Annotated in this window: 16 protein-coding genes; 3 read left to right on the top strand and 13 right to left on the bottom strand. The window is 67.7% G+C overall.

What is annotated here, in order from left to right; genetic code table 11:
* Positions 1 to 2 precede the first annotated feature (2 nt).
* The 9 genes from L1081_RS15025 to L1081_RS15065 form a co-directional block, all read right to left on the bottom strand.
* Positions 3 to 971 carry a PfkB family carbohydrate kinase gene (locus L1081_RS15025; RefSeq protein WP_489412895.1) on the bottom strand — a complete coding sequence of 323 codons (969 nt, stop codon included), beginning with the start codon at positions 969 to 971 and terminating at the stop codon, positions 3 to 5.
* 20 nt (positions 972 to 991) lie between these two features.
* Entirely contained in the window at positions 992 to 1663 is a 672-nt protein-coding gene (locus L1081_RS15030) for a transaldolase family protein (protein ID WP_489412896.1), read from the bottom strand.
* Positions 1664 to 2044: 381 nt separating this feature from the next.
* Positions 2045 to 2833, bottom strand: a complete 789-nt coding sequence (locus tag L1081_RS15035; RefSeq protein ID WP_489412897.1) for an L-iditol 2-dehydrogenase — start codon at positions 2831 to 2833, stop codon at positions 2045 to 2047.
* Positions 2830 to 4221 (bottom strand): D-arabinitol 4-dehydrogenase, encoded by a 1392-nt coding sequence (gene dalD, locus L1081_RS15040; RefSeq protein WP_489412898.1) that lies wholly within the window; start codon positions 4219 to 4221, stop codon positions 2830 to 2832. Before dalD ends, L1081_RS15035 begins: the two co-directional genes overlap by 4 nt.
* Before the next feature lie 79 nt (positions 4222 to 4300).
* Positions 4301 to 5338, bottom strand: a complete 1038-nt coding sequence (locus L1081_RS15045) for a sn-glycerol-3-phosphate ABC transporter ATP-binding protein UgpC (RefSeq protein WP_489412899.1) — start codon at positions 5336 to 5338, stop codon at positions 4301 to 4303.
* 17 nt (positions 5339 to 5355) lie between these two features.
* Positions 5356 to 6180, bottom strand: coding sequence for an ABC transporter permease subunit (locus tag L1081_RS15050; protein ID WP_489412900.1), 825 nt, complete (start codon positions 6178 to 6180; stop codon positions 5356 to 5358).
* Between the two features lie 5 nt (positions 6181 to 6185).
* Positions 6186 to 7043: a carbohydrate ABC transporter permease gene (locus L1081_RS15055; RefSeq protein WP_319430049.1), complete on the bottom strand. Its 858-nt coding sequence runs from the start codon at positions 7041 to 7043 to the stop codon at positions 6186 to 6188.
* A 153-nt stretch (positions 7044 to 7196) separates the two neighbouring features.
* On the bottom strand, positions 7197 to 8507 hold the full coding sequence (locus tag L1081_RS15060; RefSeq protein WP_489412901.1) for an extracellular solute-binding protein: 1311 nt from the start codon (positions 8505 to 8507) through the stop codon (positions 7197 to 7199).
* A gap of 175 nt (positions 8508 to 8682) precedes the next feature.
* The gene (locus L1081_RS15065; RefSeq protein ID WP_489412902.1) at positions 8683 to 9618 is read right to left on the bottom strand and encodes a LysR substrate-binding domain-containing protein; all 936 of its coding nucleotides are present in this window, start codon (positions 9616 to 9618) and stop codon (positions 8683 to 8685) included.
* Between the two features lie 91 nt (positions 9619 to 9709).
* Here L1081_RS15065 and L1081_RS15070 point away from each other — a divergent pair, with 91 nt between their 5' ends.
* Both L1081_RS15070 and L1081_RS15075 read left to right on the top strand, forming a co-directional pair.
* Positions 9710 to 10687: a tripartite tricarboxylate transporter substrate-binding protein gene (locus L1081_RS15070; RefSeq protein WP_489412903.1), complete on the top strand. Its 978-nt coding sequence runs from the start codon at positions 9710 to 9712 to the stop codon at positions 10685 to 10687.
* Positions 10688 to 10740: 53 nt separating this feature from the next.
* The gene (locus L1081_RS15075; protein ID WP_489412904.1) at positions 10741 to 11805 is read left to right on the top strand and encodes a 4-hydroxythreonine-4-phosphate dehydrogenase PdxA; all 1065 of its coding nucleotides are present in this window, start codon (positions 10741 to 10743) and stop codon (positions 11803 to 11805) included.
* 8 nt (positions 11806 to 11813) lie between these two features.
* On the opposite strand, the gene L1081_RS15080 is transcribed toward L1081_RS15075, so the two are convergent.
* The 3 genes from L1081_RS15080 to tal form a co-directional block, all read right to left on the bottom strand.
* Positions 11814 to 12143, bottom strand: a complete 330-nt coding sequence (locus L1081_RS15080; protein ID WP_319430038.1) for a DUF805 domain-containing protein — start codon at positions 12141 to 12143, stop codon at positions 11814 to 11816.
* 158 nt (positions 12144 to 12301) lie between these two features.
* The gene (gene pgi, locus L1081_RS15085; protein ID WP_489412905.1) at positions 12302 to 13864 is read right to left on the bottom strand and encodes a glucose-6-phosphate isomerase; all 1563 of its coding nucleotides are present in this window, start codon (positions 13862 to 13864) and stop codon (positions 12302 to 12304) included.
* A gap of 2 nt (positions 13865 to 13866) precedes the next feature.
* Positions 13867 to 14823 (bottom strand): transaldolase, encoded by a 957-nt coding sequence (gene tal, locus L1081_RS15090; RefSeq protein WP_489412906.1) that lies wholly within the window; start codon positions 14821 to 14823, stop codon positions 13867 to 13869.
* Between the two features lie 250 nt (positions 14824 to 15073).
* Between tal and L1081_RS15095 the strand changes: the two genes are divergently transcribed.
* On the top strand, positions 15074 to 15751 hold the full coding sequence (locus L1081_RS15095) for a lipocalin family protein (RefSeq protein WP_489412907.1): 678 nt from the start codon (positions 15074 to 15076) through the stop codon (positions 15749 to 15751).
* On the opposite strand, the gene L1081_RS15100 is transcribed toward L1081_RS15095, so the two are convergent.
* Complete coding sequence (locus tag L1081_RS15100) at positions 15738 to 16388, bottom strand: HAD-IA family hydrolase (RefSeq protein ID WP_489412908.1); 651 nt, start codon at positions 16386 to 16388, stop codon at positions 15738 to 15740. The two genes, L1081_RS15095 and L1081_RS15100, sit on opposite strands and share 14 nt — an antisense overlap.
* Positions 16389 to 16398: the final 10 nt, after the last annotated feature.

Consider the following 16398-nt stretch of genomic DNA (forward strand, 5'->3'; position numbering starts at 1 on the left):
GGTCAGGGCCGGGAAGCGACGGCCTCATTGTCTTCCTGCGCCAGCGCGGCGTGAACCGCGTCGAGCGTGGGTGGATCGGCACCTTCGCGGGTGCAGTTGAGGGCGGCGGCGGTGGCGGCGAAGCGCATCACCTCGCGCCAGGCGTCGTCGCCGAGCGCGCCGAGCTGGGCCGGGTGCTCGACGCCGTGCGCAAGCAGCGCCACCGAAAGGCCGGCCGTGAAGGTGTCGCCCGCGCCGATGGTGTCGACCACCTTGACCTGCGGCGCCGCCACGGCGAGCGGCGCATGCCCCGTGCGCCAGAGCGTGGCGCCCGCGCCGCCGCGCGTGACGACCACGGCATGCGCGCCGGCCTGGAGGCACTCCGCGGCCAGCGCATCGACCGGCTGGCCGGGGGCGAGCAGTTCGGCGTCCTCGTCGCTGAGCTTGACCAGGTCGGCCATGGCCAGCCAGCCCGTCACGCGCTCGCGGTAGGCCGCCATGTCGGGAATCAGGCTGGGCCGCACGTTCGGGTCGAACACGATCACGCGGCGCCCGGCGTTGGCCGTGACCAGCTCGGCAATGCGCGTGGCCGCCGGCTCCTGAAGCAGCGAGATCGAGCCGAAATGAAGGAAGCGGCACTCCGTCGGCAGCTGCGGCGGCGGCTCGGGCGCCCAGGTGGCGTCGGCGCTGCCGCGCGTGTAGAAGGCATAGCGGTTGGTCTGCGGCGTGCGCTCGACGAAGGCCAGCGTCGACGGCGCATTGCTGCGCAGGATGAAGCTGGTGTCGACGCCGTTGCGTTCGAGAAAGCGCATCAGCCGTTCGCCGAACAGGTCGGTCGACAGCTGCGTGAGAAAGCCGGTGGGCTGGCCGAGGCGCGCGCAGGCCACGGCGGTGTTGAGCGGTGAGCCGCCCTCGTGGCCCAGGAATGCGAGCGTGCCGGCCTCGCTGGCGGTGAAATCGATGAGGGCTTCGCCCGTGAGTGCAATGCGCATGGTTCTCGGATTCTCTTCTGTCAGGGCAAGGCGCGCGCATCGGCCAGGAAGCCGCGCTCCGCGGCCAGCGTGGCGGGATGGTCGAGCAGTTCGGCAAAGAGGCGCGGCGGAATCGTGATGGCGTCCACGCCCAGCGCAAGCAACGAAAGATAGGCCTCGCGCGAGCGGATGCTGGCGACCAGCAGGCGCGTGCCGGACGAAGGGCACCGCGCCACCAGCGCCTGCATCTGCGCGATCAGCACCAGCCCATTGACGCCGGCGTCGTCGAGCCGCCCGAGATACGGCGCCGCATAGGCCGCGCCCAGTTGCGCCGCGAAGTGCGCCTGCTCGGGCGCGTACACGGCCGTCCACGTGACGGGCACGCCTTGCGCGATGAGCCGCGCGCCGGCATCCAGGCCCTGGCGCGTGGCGGGAATCTTCACGACCAGCTGGCCCCGGTTGAAGTGCGGGAGCAAGGCGGCCGCGTCTTCGAGCATGCCGTCGACTTCACTGGAATACACCTGCGCCTGCACCTGGCGCGCGCCCAGCTCGATGCAGCGCTTGAGCAAACCGAGCACTTCGCCGCGGCCGATGCCGGCGCGCTTGAGCAGCGTCGGGTTGGTCGTCACGCCATGCACCACCGGGTGCGGCAGGCAGGCCTGCAATTCAGACAGGTCGGCGCTGTCGAGGTACAGATGGAAGTCTTCGGTCATGACTGTGCGTTCTTGGTGCTCTTGTTCTTGGTGCTCTTGTTCTTGGTGCTGTTGTTCTTGGCAATGTTGTTCGGGGCGCTGTTGTTCAGGGCGTGTGCCCAGGCCACCGGGTACTCCCCTCCGCGAATGTCCCCCGGCCTGCGGCCTCCTCCTTGATTTCGCTGCGGGGAGCACCCGATGCCCTGTGCACCTGGGCACGCTGCCGGTGTACCGCCGATCAACCAACGCGCTGTCCAACGATCACGTCGATGGGGTGCCTTGCGCAGCGAAATAAAGGAGGAGGCCGAAGGCCGGGGGACATTCGCGGAGCAAGGTACCCCGTCGGCGGGATCGCGCCCCGAACGCCCCACAACGCAACGAATCAACAAACAAGCTTTCATCTCAGCTCATGACATTACCGCCGTCGACATTGAGAGTCTGCGCCGTGATGTAGCGCGCCTCGTCGCTGGCAAGAAACACGGCCGCGCCCGCGATGTCGGCCGGCACGCCCATGCGGCCGAGCGGCACCTCCAGGCCCACGCGGCGCTTCTTCTCGCCGGGCGGCAGCCCCTCGGCCTTGGCGAACAGGCTGTCGACATGGTCCCACATCGGCGTGTCGACCACGCCGGGTGCAATGCCGTTGACACGGATGCCGTGCGGCGCCATGGCCAGCGCCGCGCTCTGGGTGTAGCTGATGACCGCGGCCTTGGTCGCGCAGTAGTGCGACACCAGCGCCTCGCCGCGCCGCCCCGCCTGCGAGGCCATGTTGATGACCGACGCCCCCTGCGTGCCGGCCTCCACCATGTGGCGCAGCACGGCCTGCATCACGAAGAACATGCCCTTCACGTTGACCGCGAACAGCCGGTCGAACGAAGCTTCGTCGCTGTCGAGCAGCGGCGCCAGGTCGAACACCGCGGCGTTGTTGAACAGCGTGTGGATCGGACCGAAGGCGACCTGCGCCTCCGCCAGCATGTGCGCGATGGCCTGCGTATCGGTCACGTCGGCCGCGATGTAGGCGAGCTTGTCGGGGCGCTGCTGCTGCAGCGCGCGCACCGCCTCGGGCGCCGCCGCGGCGCGGTCGATCACGCTGCAGCGCGCGCCCTCTGCAATGCAGGCCTCTGCCACGGCCAGGCCGATGCCGCCACCGGCGCCGGTCAGCAGCACGTGGCGGTTCTTCAAACGTTCGCTCATGTCGTTGCTCCAGGGTTCAGGAAATTTGCCACGCGCGCACTCGCCGCGCGCACCGCGCCCACCAGCCGCGCATCGCCCGCGGCGGCGCCCCACAGTGCCGGGTCCGAGCACAGCGCGAGCACCGGATCGGCGACGTCGCAGATCGCATGCGCCACGGCCTCGTCCATGCCCTGGTCCTGGTAGGCATAGGGCAGCGCCCCGCGATGCCAGCGCTGCAGGAAGGCCAAAAACAGCGCGGGCAGCATCGCGACGCTGTCGATCGGCTGCCCCGCGGCAAGCCGCTCGCGCACCGTGGGCGCGATGAAGCCCGGGATCTTGGAGAAGCCGTCGGCCGCCACGCGCTGGTTGGTGTCGCGGATCGCAGGGTTGCCGAAGCGGTCGAGCACCACGTCTCGGTAGGCCGCGAGGTCGATCGGGCTTGGGCTCAGGCATGGGATCACGTCGTCGGTGACGTAGTCGAACGCCATCTTGCGGATGGCGGCGTGGTGCGTGCCTTCGTGGATGAAGTTCAGCCCCGCCAGCGTGCCGGCCCAGGCGATGCAACTGTGCGTGGCATTGAGGATGCGGATCTTGGCTTCTTCATAAGGCTGCACCGAATCGACCAGTTCCACGCCCACGCGGCCCCAGTCGGGCCGACCGGCCGCGAAGTTGTCTTCGATCACCCACTGGATGAAGCTCTCGCCGGTGATGGCTGCCGCATCGTCGCGGCCGGTCGCGGCCTTCACGCGAGAGCGCAGTTCGGGCGGCGGGCGCGGCGTGATGCGGTCGACCATCGCATTCGGGCAGGCCGTGTTCGCTTGCACCCATGCCAGCAAATCGCTATCGCCCGCGCGCTCGATGAATTCGAGCAGTCCGGCGCGGAAGCGGTCGCCGTTGTGGCGCAGGTTGTCGCAGTTGAGCAGCGTCACCGGGCCGGCCTGCGCGGCCTTGCGTGCACGCAGGATCGCGCAGACGGCGCCATAGATGGTCAAGCCCCCGCCGCCCGCCTCACCGCGCCGCGCGCGCTCGATATCGGCCGCGAGATCGCCGAACGACAGGTCCAGCCGGCCCTTGGTGTCGAGGTAGTAGCCGGCTTCGGTCACGGTGAAGGACACGATGCGCGTGGACGGTGCCGCGCCGCGAGCGACCACCGCGGCCAGCGAGGGCTCATAAGGCAGCACTTCGCGGATGGCCTCGATCTGTTCGTAGCGGTACTCGCCGGCCGGCGACACGGTTTCGAGCGTGTAGCGCCCGCCTTGGGCCTGCAGCGCGGTGACGACCTCGGCCATGTCGGGACGGATGTTGGCGCCCGAGAGCGACCAGCGGGTGTCGCCCGCATCGATCAGCCGCTGCAGGTAAACGGCCTGGTGGGCCCGATGGAACGAGCCGAGTCCAAGGTGAAGCACCATGAACTCCGAAGGAGCCGGGGGTGGAGTTGGCGCACCGAGAGGCGCTGCTGCGAGGGTCACGGGAATGTTCCGGAAGAAATCAGGCGGAGACCGAACGGCCTTCGCGGTTGAACAAATGGAGCACCGACGGATCGAGCTCGACCGCCACGTCGTCGCCCGCATGCAGCGGCGTGCGCTCGTTCTGGCGCGCGATCAGCGGCACGCCGCCCACGTCGACGTGGATCAGCGTGTCGGCGCCCAGCGCCTCGATCAGCTCGACACGCCCCGGCACGCCCGTGGCGGCGGCCTGCTTCGGATGCACGCGCAGGCCTTCGGGCCGCACGCCCAGGAAGCCGTCGCTCGGCAGGCGCCCGCCGGTGGCGGCGGAAAAACTCGGAATGGCGCTTGCCGCCACCATGTTCATCGACGGCATGCCGATGAACTGCGCGACGAACTGGTTGGCCGGATGGTCGTACAACTCGAGCGGCGTGCCGACCTGCTCGATCAGCCCGTCCCTGAGCACCACCACGCGGTCGGCCAGCGTCATGGCCTCGACCTGGTCGTGCGTCACGTAGATGGTGGTGGCGCCGAGCGAGCGGTGCAGCTTGTGGATCTCGACGCGCGTGTTGCCGCGCAGCGCCGCATCGAGGTTGGACAGCGGCTCGTCGAACAGGAACACCTTGGGCGCACGCACGATGGCGCGGCCGATGGCCACGCGCTGGCGCTGGCCGCCCGACAGGTCCTTGGGCGTGCGGTCGAGGTACTGCGTGAGGTTGAGCGTCCTGGCCGCGTACTCGACCTTGGTCTTGATCTGGTCCTTGGGCACGCCCGCGAGCTTGAGCGCGAAGGACATGTTGTCGTACACGCTCATGTGCGGATAGAGCGCATAGCTCTGGAACACCATCGCCAGGTCGCGCTTGCCCGAAGGCGCCCAGGTGATGTCCTTGCCGTCGAGCAGCAGATTGCCGCTGGTGATCGGCTCGAGCCCCGCGATCAGGCGCAGCAGCGTCGACTTGCCACAGCCCGAAGGCCCGACGAAGACGATGAACTCGCCCTTCTGAATTTCGAGATCGACGCCCTTGATGATGTCGACGTCGCCGAAGCTCTTCTTGATGTCTTTGAGTTGCAGGTAGGCCATGAGGTGTCTCCCTTTCTTTACTTGACGGCGCCGAAGGTCAGGCCCTGGACGAGCTGCTTCTGGCTGAACCAGCCGAACACGACGATCGGCGCAATGGCCATCAGCGAGGCGGCCGACAGCTTGGCCCAGAACAGGCCCTCGGGGCTGGAGTACGAGGCGATCAGCGTGGCCAGCGTGCCGGCCTTGGCCGAGCTGAGGTTGAGCGCCCAGAAGGCCTCGTTCCAGCTCAGCACCAGGCACAAGAGGCCGGTCGATGCGAGGCCGCCCACCGACAGCGGCAGCACGACATGGCGGAACTCGGTCCACAGGCTGGCGCCGTCCATGCGCGCGGCTTCGAGGATTTCGTTCGGAATGTCCTTGTAGGCGCTGTAGAGCATCCACACCATGATCGGCAGGTTCGACAGCGTGAACACGATGGTCAGCGCGGTGAGCGAGTCCAGCAGGCCCGCCGTCTGCGCGAGCACGTAGATCGGCACCAGCGCGCCGACGGCCGGCATCATCTTGGTGGAGAGCATCCACATCAGGATGTCGCGCGTCTTCTTCGTGCGGAAGAAGGCCATCGAGTACGCGGCGGGCGCCGCAATCAGCAGGCCGATGACGGTCGAGCCCAGGCTGGTGATGAGCGAGTTGCGCGCATACAGCAGGTAGTCGCTGCGGCGCTGCACTTCGCTGAAGTTGCCGAGCGTGGGCTCGAAGATGAAGAGCGGCGGCACGTGGATCGCCTGTAGCTCCGTCTTGAAGGCCGTGAGGAACAGCCAGCCGAGCGGAAAGAACAGCAGCAGCGCCACGGCCCAGGCACCCACGGTGCGCAGCAGTTGCGAAAGGAAGTTGCTGGGTTGCATGGTCGTTAGTCCAGGTTCTTGCCGATGATGCGGATCAGGAACACCGCCACGATGTTGGCCAGCACCACCGCGAACAGCGCACCGGCCGAGGCCACGCCCACGTCGAAGTTCATCAGCGACTGCTTGAAGATCAGGTAGGTCATGTTGGTGCTCTCGTTGCCCGGGCCGCCGTTGGTGGTGATGGCGATCTCGGCGAACACGCTGAGCAGAAAGATCATCTCGATCATGATCACCACCGCCATCGGCCGGCCGAGGTGCGGGATGGTCAGGTAGAAGAAGCGCTGGAACGCGCTCGCGCCGTCCATGCGCGCGGCCTCCATCTGCTCGCGGTCGAGCGATTGCAGCGAGGTGATGAAGATCAGGCAGGCAAAGGGCAGCCACTGCCAGGCCACCATGACGATCACCGAGAACAGCGGCACGTCGGTGAGCCAGTCGACCGGCTGCGCGCCGAAGAAGCGCCACACGTCGGCCAGGATGCCGTAGATGGGGTTCATCATCATGTGCTTCCACAGCAGCGCATTGACCGCGGGCATGACGAAGAAGGGCGAGATGAGCAGCACCCGCACGATGCCGCGGCCCGGGAAGGGCTCGTTCACCAAGAGCGCGAGCAGCACGCCGAACACCACCGTGATGACGATCACGCTGCCGATCAGCATCAGCGTGTTCCAGGTCGCGGGCCAGAAGTCCGGATCGGTGACGAAGTAGTGAAAGTTCTCGATGCCCGCGAAGGTGCGCTCGCCGGGCTGCATGAGGTTGTAGTTCACGAACGAGAAGTACAGCGTCATCGCGAGCGGCACGATCATCCACAAGAGGAGCGTGAGCACGGCGGGCGCCATGAGGGCGCGGGGCAGGAGTCGTTTCATGAAGAGGTTCCTTCTCGTTGTCTCTGGCTCCTTCCCCCTCTGGGGGAAGGCGGGGATGGGGGCTCGCTGCTCGAGCGCTGCGGCGGTTGGTGCGCCGCGTGCCCCCACCCCAACCCTCCCCGGGAGGGGAGGGAGCAAGAAAGAAAGCCCGGCTTATTTGTAGTAGCCAGCCTTCTTCATCTCGCGCTCGGCCGCCGTCTGCGAGGTCTTCAGCGCCTGGTCGACCGTGACCTTGCCCGACAGCGCCGCGCTCATCTGCTGGCCCACCGCCACGCCGATGGCCTGGAACTCGGGAATGGCCGCGTACTGCACGCCCACGTAGGGCGACTTGGGCAAGGTGCTGTCGCTGAGGTTGGCGGTGTCGATGGCCTTCTTCTCGGCCGCGGCGAACTTGGCAACCTTCTGGAACTCGGGGTTCGCATAGGTCGACTTGCGCGTGCCGGTGGGCACCGTGCCCCAGCCATGTTCCTTGGCGACCAGGTTCACGTATTCCTTGGAAGTGGCCCACTTCACGAAGGTCTGCGCGGCCGCACCCTTGGTCGAGCTGGCGGGAATGGCCAGGTTCCAGGTCCACAGCCAGTTGGCGCCCTTGGGCGTGACGGCCACGGGCGCCTGCGCGAACGCGACCTTGTCGGCCACCTTCGACTGCTTCGGATCGCTGATGAACGAGGCGGCGATGGTCGCGTCCACCCACATGCCGCACTTGCCCTCGTTGAAGAGCGCGAGGTTTTCGTTGAAGCTGTTGGCCGAGGCGCCGGGCGGGCCATAGGACTTCATCAGGTCGACGTAGAAGTTGATCGCGTCCTTCCACGGCTTGGTATCGATCTGCGGCTTCCACTGCATGTCGAACCACTGGCCGCCGTTGGTGTTGACCAGCGTGGTCAGGAAGGCCATGTTGTCACCCCAGCCGGGCTTGCCGCGCAGGCACATGCCGTACACGCCGGCTTTCGGGTCGTGGACCTTGCCGGCCAGCTCCTTCACCTGCGCCCAGGTGGGCTGCTCGGGCATCTGGAAACCGACCTTGTCGGCCAGGTCCTTGCGGTACATGAGCATCGAGCTCTCGCCATAGAACGGCGCGGCGTAGAGCTTGCCTTCATGCGACAGGCCGGCGCGGATGGCGGGAAGCAGGTCGTCGGCGTCGTAGGCGGCGTCGGTGGCAATCGGCTGGAGCCAGCCCTTCTTCGACCAGATCGGCGCCTCGTACAGGCCGATGGTCATCACGTCGAACTGGCCGCCCTTGGTGGCGATGTCGGTGGTCACGCGCTGCCGCAGCGTGCCTTCTTCCAGCGTGACCCACTTGAGCTTGATGTCGGGGTTGGCTTTTTCGAAGAAGGGGGTGAGCTTCTGCATCTCGATCATGTGGCCGTTGTTGACGGTCGCGATCACGAGTTCGGTTGCGGCCTGGGAGGCGAGCCCCGTGCCGGCGAGTGCGAGGACGAGGCCCGCTTTCAGAAAACGCTTCATGTTGTCTCCTAGAGGTGAGCGACGCCCTGTGTTTGGGTCGCCGTGGCGGGATTCTGGAGAAACGTGCTTGCGGGTTTGGTACTTCGCCGGCTCGCCTTGGTACTTTCATGCACCAGTTGGCTAGGAGATTCCCTAGTTGATGCAATACAGCATGGAAAAGCTCAATCCAAAGGCTTCAGGTGCCACCCAGCAGCTGGCGCCGGAACTGCGCCGCGGCCGGTGAGAGCGCGCGGTCCTGCCGGGTGACGAGGCAGATCGGCGGCACGCGCACCGGCAGCTCCACCGGCACCGTGCGCAGCACGCCAAGGCGGGCGTAGTGGCTGGCCTGCGAAGCCGGCATCACGGCCGCCATGTCGGAGTTTTCCAGCAAGGCGGTGATGGCGATGGGCGATGCCGTTTCGATGATGTCGAGCCGCGCCTGGATGCCCGCCTCGCGCATCGCCGCCTCGAAGCGCCCGCGCTGCGGCGAGCCCGGCGGCTGCAGCACCCAGGACCAGTTCGCCATCTCGGCCAGCGTGACGGTGGCGCGCTCGAACACCGGGTGCGCGGCGCGCACCACGACCACCTGCGATTCGCCCAGCAGCGGCACGCTCGCGTACTTCGCTTCGTCGTGGCTGTCGGTGAGCCGGCCCAGCACCAGGTCGACATCGCCCTGCTCCAGCTGCGCCTGCATCACGTCGCTGGTCTCGACCACCACCGACACGGCCACCTGCGGATGGCGGCGGTGGTACTCGACCAGCGCCGGCGCCAGCAGCTCGGGCACGGCGCCCGGCACGCTGCCCACGCGCAGCGAACCGCTGAGGCCCGAGCGCAGCGCGAGCATTTCCTCGCGGGCGCTGCCGAAGTCGCTGAGCACGCGGCGGGCGTAGCGGATCAGGATCTCGCCGTAGGGCGTGGGCTCCATGCCGCGCGCAAGGCGCTCGAAAAGCCTTTCGCCGAGCGAATCCTCCAGCTGCTGCAGCAGCTTGGTGGCGGCCGGCTGGCTGATGTTCATGGCCTCCGCCGCGCGGCCCAGGTGGCGGTGGGCATCGAGCCGGGCCAGCAGGAGCAACTGGCGCGGCCGCACGTGGAGCATCAGCGATGTGTCGGTCAGGCCGGAACCGGAAGTCATGCACAAAAGTATATGGAGTTTCGGGCTTTTTCGATTGGATCGGCCGTACGAAGCTCCCTAAGCTCGCGCCAAACAAGCAGGAGACACACCGATGAAACAATCTTTTCTGGCCCGCGCGGCGGGCGCGGCTGCGCTGGCGCTGATGGCCGCCACCGCCGGTGCGCAGCAGCCGGCCTACCCCGACAAGCCGTTGCGCATCCTGGTCGGCGCCTCGCCCGGCGGCGGCACCGACATCCTGGCGCGCGTGCTGGCCGACAAGTTCGCGCCGGTGCTCAAGCAGCCCGTGACGGTGGAGAACCGGCCCGGCGCTTCCAACACCATTGCCGGCGAGCTCACGGCGCGCGCCGCGGCCGACGGCAGCACGCTGCTGCTGGCCACCAACACCGCGCAGGCGGTGGCACCCCACATCCTCAAGCTCAAGTACGACCCGCTGAAAGACCTGCAGCCGATCGGCCTGGTGGCGGTGATGCCCAACGTGCTGGTGGTCTCGGCCAGCTCGCCCTACAAATCGGTGAAGGAGCTGGTGGCGGCCATGGGCGCCAAGCCGGGCGGCTTCAAGTACGCCTCCTCCGGCATCGGCAGCACGCAGCACGTGGGCGGCGAGGCCTTCAACCTGGCCACCGGCATGAAGTCGATCCACGTGCCCTACAAGGGCAGTTCGCAGGCGCACGTCGACATCATCGGCGGCGAGGTCGACATGATGTTCGACAGCACCTCCTCCGCCATGGGCCAGATCAAGGCCGGCAAGTTCCGCGCGCTGGCCGTGAGCGCGCCGCAGCGCTCGCCCGAGCTGCCCGACGTGCCCACGCTGGCCGAGCAGGGCATCAAGGGCGCCGATGTGTCCACCTGGTATGGCCTCTACGTGACGGCCGGCACGCCGCGGCCCGCGGTCGAGCGGCTGAACGCCGAGCTCGTGCGCACGCTGAAGCTTTCCGACGTGCAAACGCGCATCAAGGCCCTGGGCGGCGAGCCCGGCACGCTGACCGGCGAAGCCTTCGCGGCGATGAACAGGCAGGAGTTCGACCACTACGGCCAGCTCGTGCGCGACGCCAACATCAAGGCCGAATGAGGCCTTCTCCCTTCCATTCCTTCACTTCATTCCTCCACTTCATTTCCGACTTCATGCCCACCCCATCGAAGACCCCGAACCCGATCTCCGCCAAGCCCCGCATCGCCGTGCTGCTCGGCGACCCCGGCGGCATCGGCCCCGAGATGGCCGTGAAGCTGCTCGCGCGCCAGCGCAACCTGGACGCCGCGCGCGTGCTGCTGATTGCCGACCCGGTGGTGCTGGCCGCGGGCGAGCGCGCGGCGGGCATGAAGCTGGACCCGCTGCGAATCGACGGATTCGACGACCTGCGTTTCGAGGACGGCCGCCCCACCCTGCTGCAGCACGACTGGATGGGGGGCCGGGAGCCCGTGCTCGGCGAGTCGAACGAGGCCTCGGGCCGCGCGTCCTTCGAGGCGCTGGAACTGGCCACCGCGGCCGTGCAGCGCGGCCAGGCCGAGGGCATTCTCTTCGCGCCGCTCAACAAGCATTCGCTGCGCCTGGGCGGCCTCGTGCACGAGGACGAGCTGCGCTACATGCAGGAGCGCTTCGCGGTGACGGGCTTCGTCTGCGAGTTCAACCTCACGGGCTCGCTGTGGACCTCGCGCGTGACCTCGCACATTCCGCTGAAGGAGGTGGCAAGCCACATCACGGTGGAGGGCGTGAGCGATGCGGTGAAGATCATTGCATCGGCGCTGCGCCGCGCCGGTGTCGCGCAGCCGCGCATCGCGGTGACGGGGCTCAACCCGCATGCGGGCGACGGCGGCTCGATCGGCATGGAAGAGATCGAGATCATCGCGCCGGCCATCGAGCGGCTGCGCGCCGAGGGCTACGATGCGCGCGGCCCGTTCTCGCCCGACACGGTGTTCATCGGCGCGCGACGCGGTGATGTGGACGCGGTGGTATCGATGTACCACGACCAGGGCCAGATCGCGATGAAGCTCATGGGCTTCGAGCAGGGTGTGACGCTGCACGGCGGCCTGCCCGTTCCGGTGGCCACCTCGGCCAGCGGCAGCGCCTTCGACATCGCGGGCAAGGGCGTCGCGCAGGTCGAAGGACTGCAGCAGGCCTTCGACCTGTGCGTGCGCATGGCCAGCGATGGGCCGGTACGCGCGCTTTCCAGCGCGGAAATTGCAGCCTGACGCGAGGCTCAGGCGGCGGGCGCGCCGTGCGGGTTGGTTTCGGGCTGCGAGGGCTGCACGTAGAAATAGATCAGCACCAGGTTGACGATCGGAATGAGCATCAACAGCTGGAGCCAGCCGCTCTTGCCGATGTCGTGCAGGCGGCGCGCGCCCACGGCCAGCACGGGCAGCAGGAAGCCCAGCGCCGCGATGACGTACACATACTCATGGATCAGGCTCGCCACGATGAGAATGACGACCTCGGCCAGCACGAACCACCAGTACTCCGAACGCGATGCGCGTCCCTTGAAATCGGCGTATTTGCTGAAACAGGTCTTGACCGCTGTCTGAAAGTCCATTGATCGACTCCTCTTGATTGAATCCCAGGGAAATTCCCCGGGCCGATCATATCGACGCATCATTCAACGGCAAATTCGGCCATCAGTTCGCAAACAAATGGCCTATGGATCGGCCTATCTCGGCCTATCCGGGCCTGCTGCCCCGGCCTTTCAGCGGATCAGGCCTGCGTGCCCAGGCGTTTCAGGAGGCCGGCCGTCGAGGCGTCGAGCCCCATGATGTCGCCCGAGGCAAGGCGCGGCTCGATGTCCTTCGCGAGCACCTTGCCGAGCTCCACGCCCCACTGGTCGAAGCTGTTGATGCCCCACAGCGCGCCGCTGGTGAACACGCGGTGCTCGTACAGCGCGAGGAAGGCGCCCAGCGCCTCGGGCGTGAGCTTCTCGAACACGAAGAAGGTGCTCGGCCGGTTGCCCGGGAAGTTCTTGTGGCCGCCGGCATCGAGCTTGCCGACCATCAGCGCCTGCGCCTGCGCGAGTGCATTGGCCAGCAGCTTGGGATGATGGCCGTCGAGGTCGTGCGCCGCATCGCGTACCGCCACGAATTCGAGCGGGATCACGTCGGTGCCCTGGTGCAGCATCTGGAAGTAGGCATGCTGGCCGTTGGTGCCGGGCTCGCCCCAGAGCACGGGCGAGGTGCCCAGGCCGGCGGGCAGCGGCGCGCCGCTCGCATCGACTTGCTTGCCGTTGCTCTCCATCTCGAGCTGCTGCAGGTAGGCCGGCAGGCGCTTCAGGGCGCTGTGGTACGGCGCGATGCCGCGGCTCGTGAACTTGTGGAAGTTGCGGTACCAGACGTCGAGCAGGCCGAGCCGTACCGGCAGGTTCTGCTCGAGCGGCGCGCTGCGGAAGTGCTCGTCCATCGCGTGCGCGCCCGCCAGCAGCCGGCGGAAACCGTCGGCGCCGATGGCCAGCGCAATCGGCAATCCGATGGCCGACCACAGCGAATAGCGCCCGCCCACCCAGTCCCAGAAACCGAAGGTGGTGTCGATGCCGAATTGCTTCGCGGCCTCGACGTTGGTGGTGAGCGCGGCGAAGTGCCCGGCAATGTCGGTGCCGCCCGACTGCTCGTACCAGCGCCTGGCCGAGAGCGCGTTGGTCATGGTCTCGGCCGTGGTGAAGGTCTTGGAGGCAATGAGGAACAGCGTGTGCTCCGGCGCCAGGTCGCGCAGCACGCCCGCCAGCTCGTGGCCGTCGACGTTGGAGACGAAGTGGAAGCGCTTGCCCGGTGCGGCGAACTCGGCCAGTGCCAATACCGCCATTTGCGGCCCGAGGTCGGAGCCGCCGATGCCGATGTTGACCACGTCGGTGATCGTGTGGTCGGCGCGTACCTTCTCGGCATAGGCCAGCATCGCGTCGAGCGTTTCGTGCACCTCGCGCAACTTGTCGGCCGTCTTGCCCACCTTCGCATCGGCGGGGGCGCGCAGCAGCGTGTGCAGCACGGCGCGGTCTTCGGTGTTGTTGATGTGCTCGCCCGCGAACATCGCGTCGCGGTGCGCCTCGAGGCCGCACTCGCGGGCCAGCGCGAAGAGCAGTTCTTCCGTGCGTGCATCGATCAGGTTCTTCGACAGGTCGGCGAACAGGTACGGTGCCTCCTGGCTGAAGCGTTCGAAACGGCCGGCGTCGTCGACAAAGGCATGGCGCGCGTCGAACTGGCGGCCCGCGGTCTCGAAGGCGGCCTGCAGTTGCGCCCAGGCGGGCGCGCGGTCGCAGCGAAGGGTCATGGCCATGCTTACTTGCCGCTTTCCTGCATGAGTTTTTCGAGCTTGACGGCATCGGCCGCGAAGGCGCGGATGCCCTCGGCGAGCTTCTCGGTGGCCATGGCGTCTTCGTTGAGCGCGAAGCGGAAGCCGGCCTCGTCGTAGTTCAGCTTCTGCATGTCGGCCGTGGGCGCGGCGGAGGCATCGAGCGCATGCGCGAGCGGCTCGTTGCTCGCGGCCAGCTCGGCCAGCAGCTCGGGGCTGATGGTCAGCAGGTCGCAGCCGGCCAGGGCCCGGATCTGTCCCACATTGCGGAAGCTCGCGCCCATCACCTCGGTCTTGAGGCCGTGCTGCTTGTAGTACTCGAAGATCTGGCGCACCGACTTGACGCCCGGATCGTTCGCACCCGCGCTGGCGGCCTCGTTCCACTGGGCGCCGGCCGATTTCTTGTACCAGTCGTAGATGCGGCCCACGAAGGGCGAGATGAGCTGCACGCCGGCCGCACCGCAGGCCACGGCCTGCGCGAACGAGAACAGCAGCGTGAGGTTGGTGCGGATGCCCTTCTGCTCCAGGGCGCGCGCCGCCTCGATGCCCTCCCAGGTGGAGGCCACCTTGATCAGCAGGCGCTTCTCGGTGTCGATGCCTTCGGCCCTGTAGAGCGCCACGATGCGCTCGCCGCGCGCAATGGTGGCGGCCGTGTCGAACGAAAGGCGGGCGTCGACTTCGGTCGACACGCGGCCCGGAATGATCGAGAGGATTTCAGTGCCGAAGCGCACCAGCAGCCGGTCGATGACCTCGTCGAGCGGCCTGCCCGCGTGCTTGCTGACGGCTTCGTCGAGCAGCGGCCGGTACTCGGGCTTCTGCACCGCCTTCAGGATGAGCGAGGGATTGGTGGTCGCGTCCTGCGGCCTGGAAATGGCAAGTTGCTTGAAGTCGCCGGTGTCGGCGACCACGGTGGTCCATTGGCGGAGAGCATCGAGTTGATTCATGGAGAAAGATTATCCAGTGCGGGTGATGACAAGTCCTGCACGCTGTTGCGCCGGGGCCGATGTTTTCATGCGCACCGTAGCACGGGTTTTCACCGCCCTGCATCAGCCTGCCGCCGACAGGGTTGTACGCAGCCGTCCGGCCGCGCTGCCCTACAGCGGCTGTGGTCCGCCGCTGACGGCGCGCCGCCCTGGTCGGGGACTAGGCTGGCTGTTTCCGATTGATGCTTTCGACCACAGGAGTGCCACGCCCATGCCTTTTCGCCATCGCTCCGCCGCGCCTGCCGCCGCCAGCCGCGCGCCATTCGACGACCGCCGCACCAGCCGTTCCATCGGCACCCTGGCCGCGGCCTTCGTGGTGGGCGGTGTCGCCACCTGGGTCGCCATGGGTGCGGGCCGCACTGCGCGTACGCAGCTGCCCGGGCCGGCCGATGGCGCGCCGCTCATGCGTGCGCCGCTGCAGGTGGTGGCGCCGGTCGATCTGCAGCGCTATGCCGGCATCTGGCACGAACAGGCCCGCCTGCCCAACCGCTTCCAGAAGCAGTGCGCCGGTCCCGTGAGCGCCGAGTACACGCTCCAGGCCGATGGCACCATGCAGGTGCTCAACCGCTGCGTGCGGCCCGATGGCAATTTCGACGAGGCGGTGGGAACGGCCCGCGTGGTGCCGGTGGCGGGCCAGCCCGGCGCGGGCCGGCTCGAAGTGCGCTTTGCGCCCTCGTGGCTGAGCTGGCTGCCGATGGCCTGGGGCGACTACTGGATCCTGAAGCTCGACCGCGACTACCAGGTCGCGCTGGTCGGCACGCCCGACCGCGAATACCTCTGGGTGCTTTCGCGTGCGCCGCGCCTGGAGGACGACGCGCTGCAGGCCGAGCTGGACTACGCCGCCAGCCTGGGGTTCGACACGTCCAAGGTGGTGCTCACCGGCCGATAGACGGGGCAACCGGGACAGCCGGCAGATGGCGCGCCAGCTGCGCCGCCAGCGCCGCGGGATGGGTGCAGTGGATGGCGTGCCAGCCGAAGGCGCGCGCGGCCTCCACATTGGCGGCCGAATCGTCGATGAACACCGTCTCGGCGGGATCGAGCGCATGGCGCACCGCCAGCAGTTCGTAGATTTCGCGCTCCGGCTTGATGAACTTCACATCGCCTGAAAACACTCCCCCGTCGAAGCGCCGCATGAAGCCGTGCCGGTGCTCGACCGCGCGCGCGTAAGGCGCCGGCATGTTCGACAGGTAGTACAGGCGCAGGGCCTCGCCGGCCTCGCGCCGGGCGAACAGGCCCTCCAGCAGTTCCACGGTGACGGCTATGGGCTCCAGGCGCTCTCCGAGCGTGCCGAGCATGTCGTCGAGCCGGGCCGCCGGCAGCGACAGCCGCCGGGCCATGCGCGCGATGGCCTCGTCCAGCGAACGCATGCCGCAGTCGAAGCTCATCCAGTCGTCATGGTGGAAAAGCGCCCGGCCCAGCGCCGCTGCGGCAGCCTCGGTGGGGGCATGCTCGGGAAGATGGGTCTGCACCAGCCGGGTGGGCTCCCATGCCAGCAGCACGGCGCCAAGATCGAAAACCACGTTCATGGCGCCATTG

The sequence above is a fragment of the Variovorax sp. MSC1_012 genome, assembly GCF_023667525.1.
Lineage (GTDB): Bacteria > Pseudomonadota > Gammaproteobacteria > Burkholderiales > Burkholderiaceae_C > Variovorax > Variovorax beijingensis_B.

What these genes read in the sequence shown, in the direction of transcription:
- L1081_RS15025 (WP_489412895.1), bottom strand. Translation starts at nt 971, where the DNA reads ATGCGCATTGCACTCACGGGCGAAGCCCTCATCGATTTCACCGCCAGC.
- L1081_RS15030 (WP_489412896.1), bottom strand. Translation starts at nt 1,663, where the DNA reads ATGACCGAAGACTTCCATCTGTACCTCGACAGCGCCGACCTGTCTGAA.
- L1081_RS15035 (WP_489412897.1), bottom strand. Translation starts at nt 2,833, where the DNA reads ATGAGCGAACGTTTGAAGAACCGCCACGTGCTGCTGACCGGCGCCGGT.
- dalD (WP_489412898.1), bottom strand. Translation starts at nt 4,221, where the DNA reads ATGGTGCTTCACCTTGGACTCGGCTCGTTCCATCGGGCCCACCAGGCC.
- L1081_RS15045 (WP_489412899.1), bottom strand. Translation starts at nt 5,338, where the DNA reads ATGGCCTACCTGCAACTCAAAGACATCAAGAAGAGCTTCGGCGACGTC.
- L1081_RS15050 (WP_489412900.1), bottom strand. Translation starts at nt 6,180, where the DNA reads ATGCAACCCAGCAACTTCCTTTCGCAACTGCTGCGCACCGTGGGTGCC.
- L1081_RS15055 (WP_319430049.1), bottom strand. Translation starts at nt 7,043, where the DNA reads ATGAAACGACTCCTGCCCCGCGCCCTCATGGCGCCCGCCGTGCTCACG.
- L1081_RS15060 (WP_489412901.1), bottom strand. Translation starts at nt 8,507, where the DNA reads ATGAAGCGTTTTCTGAAAGCGGGCCTCGTCCTCGCACTCGCCGGCACG.
- L1081_RS15065 (WP_489412902.1), bottom strand. Translation starts at nt 9,618, where the DNA reads ATGACTTCCGGTTCCGGCCTGACCGACACATCGCTGATGCTCCACGTG.
- L1081_RS15070 (WP_489412903.1), top strand. Translation starts at nt 9,710, where the DNA reads ATGAAACAATCTTTTCTGGCCCGCGCGGCGGGCGCGGCTGCGCTGGCG.
- L1081_RS15075 (WP_489412904.1), top strand. Translation starts at nt 10,741, where the DNA reads ATGCCCACCCCATCGAAGACCCCGAACCCGATCTCCGCCAAGCCCCGC.
- L1081_RS15080 (WP_319430038.1), bottom strand. Translation starts at nt 12,143, where the DNA reads ATGGACTTTCAGACAGCGGTCAAGACCTGTTTCAGCAAATACGCCGAT.
- pgi (WP_489412905.1), bottom strand. Translation starts at nt 13,864, where the DNA reads ATGGCCATGACCCTTCGCTGCGACCGCGCGCCCGCCTGGGCGCAACTG.
- tal (WP_489412906.1), bottom strand. Translation starts at nt 14,823, where the DNA reads ATGAATCAACTCGATGCTCTCCGCCAATGGACCACCGTGGTCGCCGAC.
- L1081_RS15095 (WP_489412907.1), top strand. Translation starts at nt 15,074, where the DNA reads ATGCCTTTTCGCCATCGCTCCGCCGCGCCTGCCGCCGCCAGCCGCGCG.
- L1081_RS15100 (WP_489412908.1), bottom strand. Translation starts at nt 16,388, where the DNA reads ATGAACGTGGTTTTCGATCTTGGCGCCGTGCTGCTGGCATGGGAGCCC.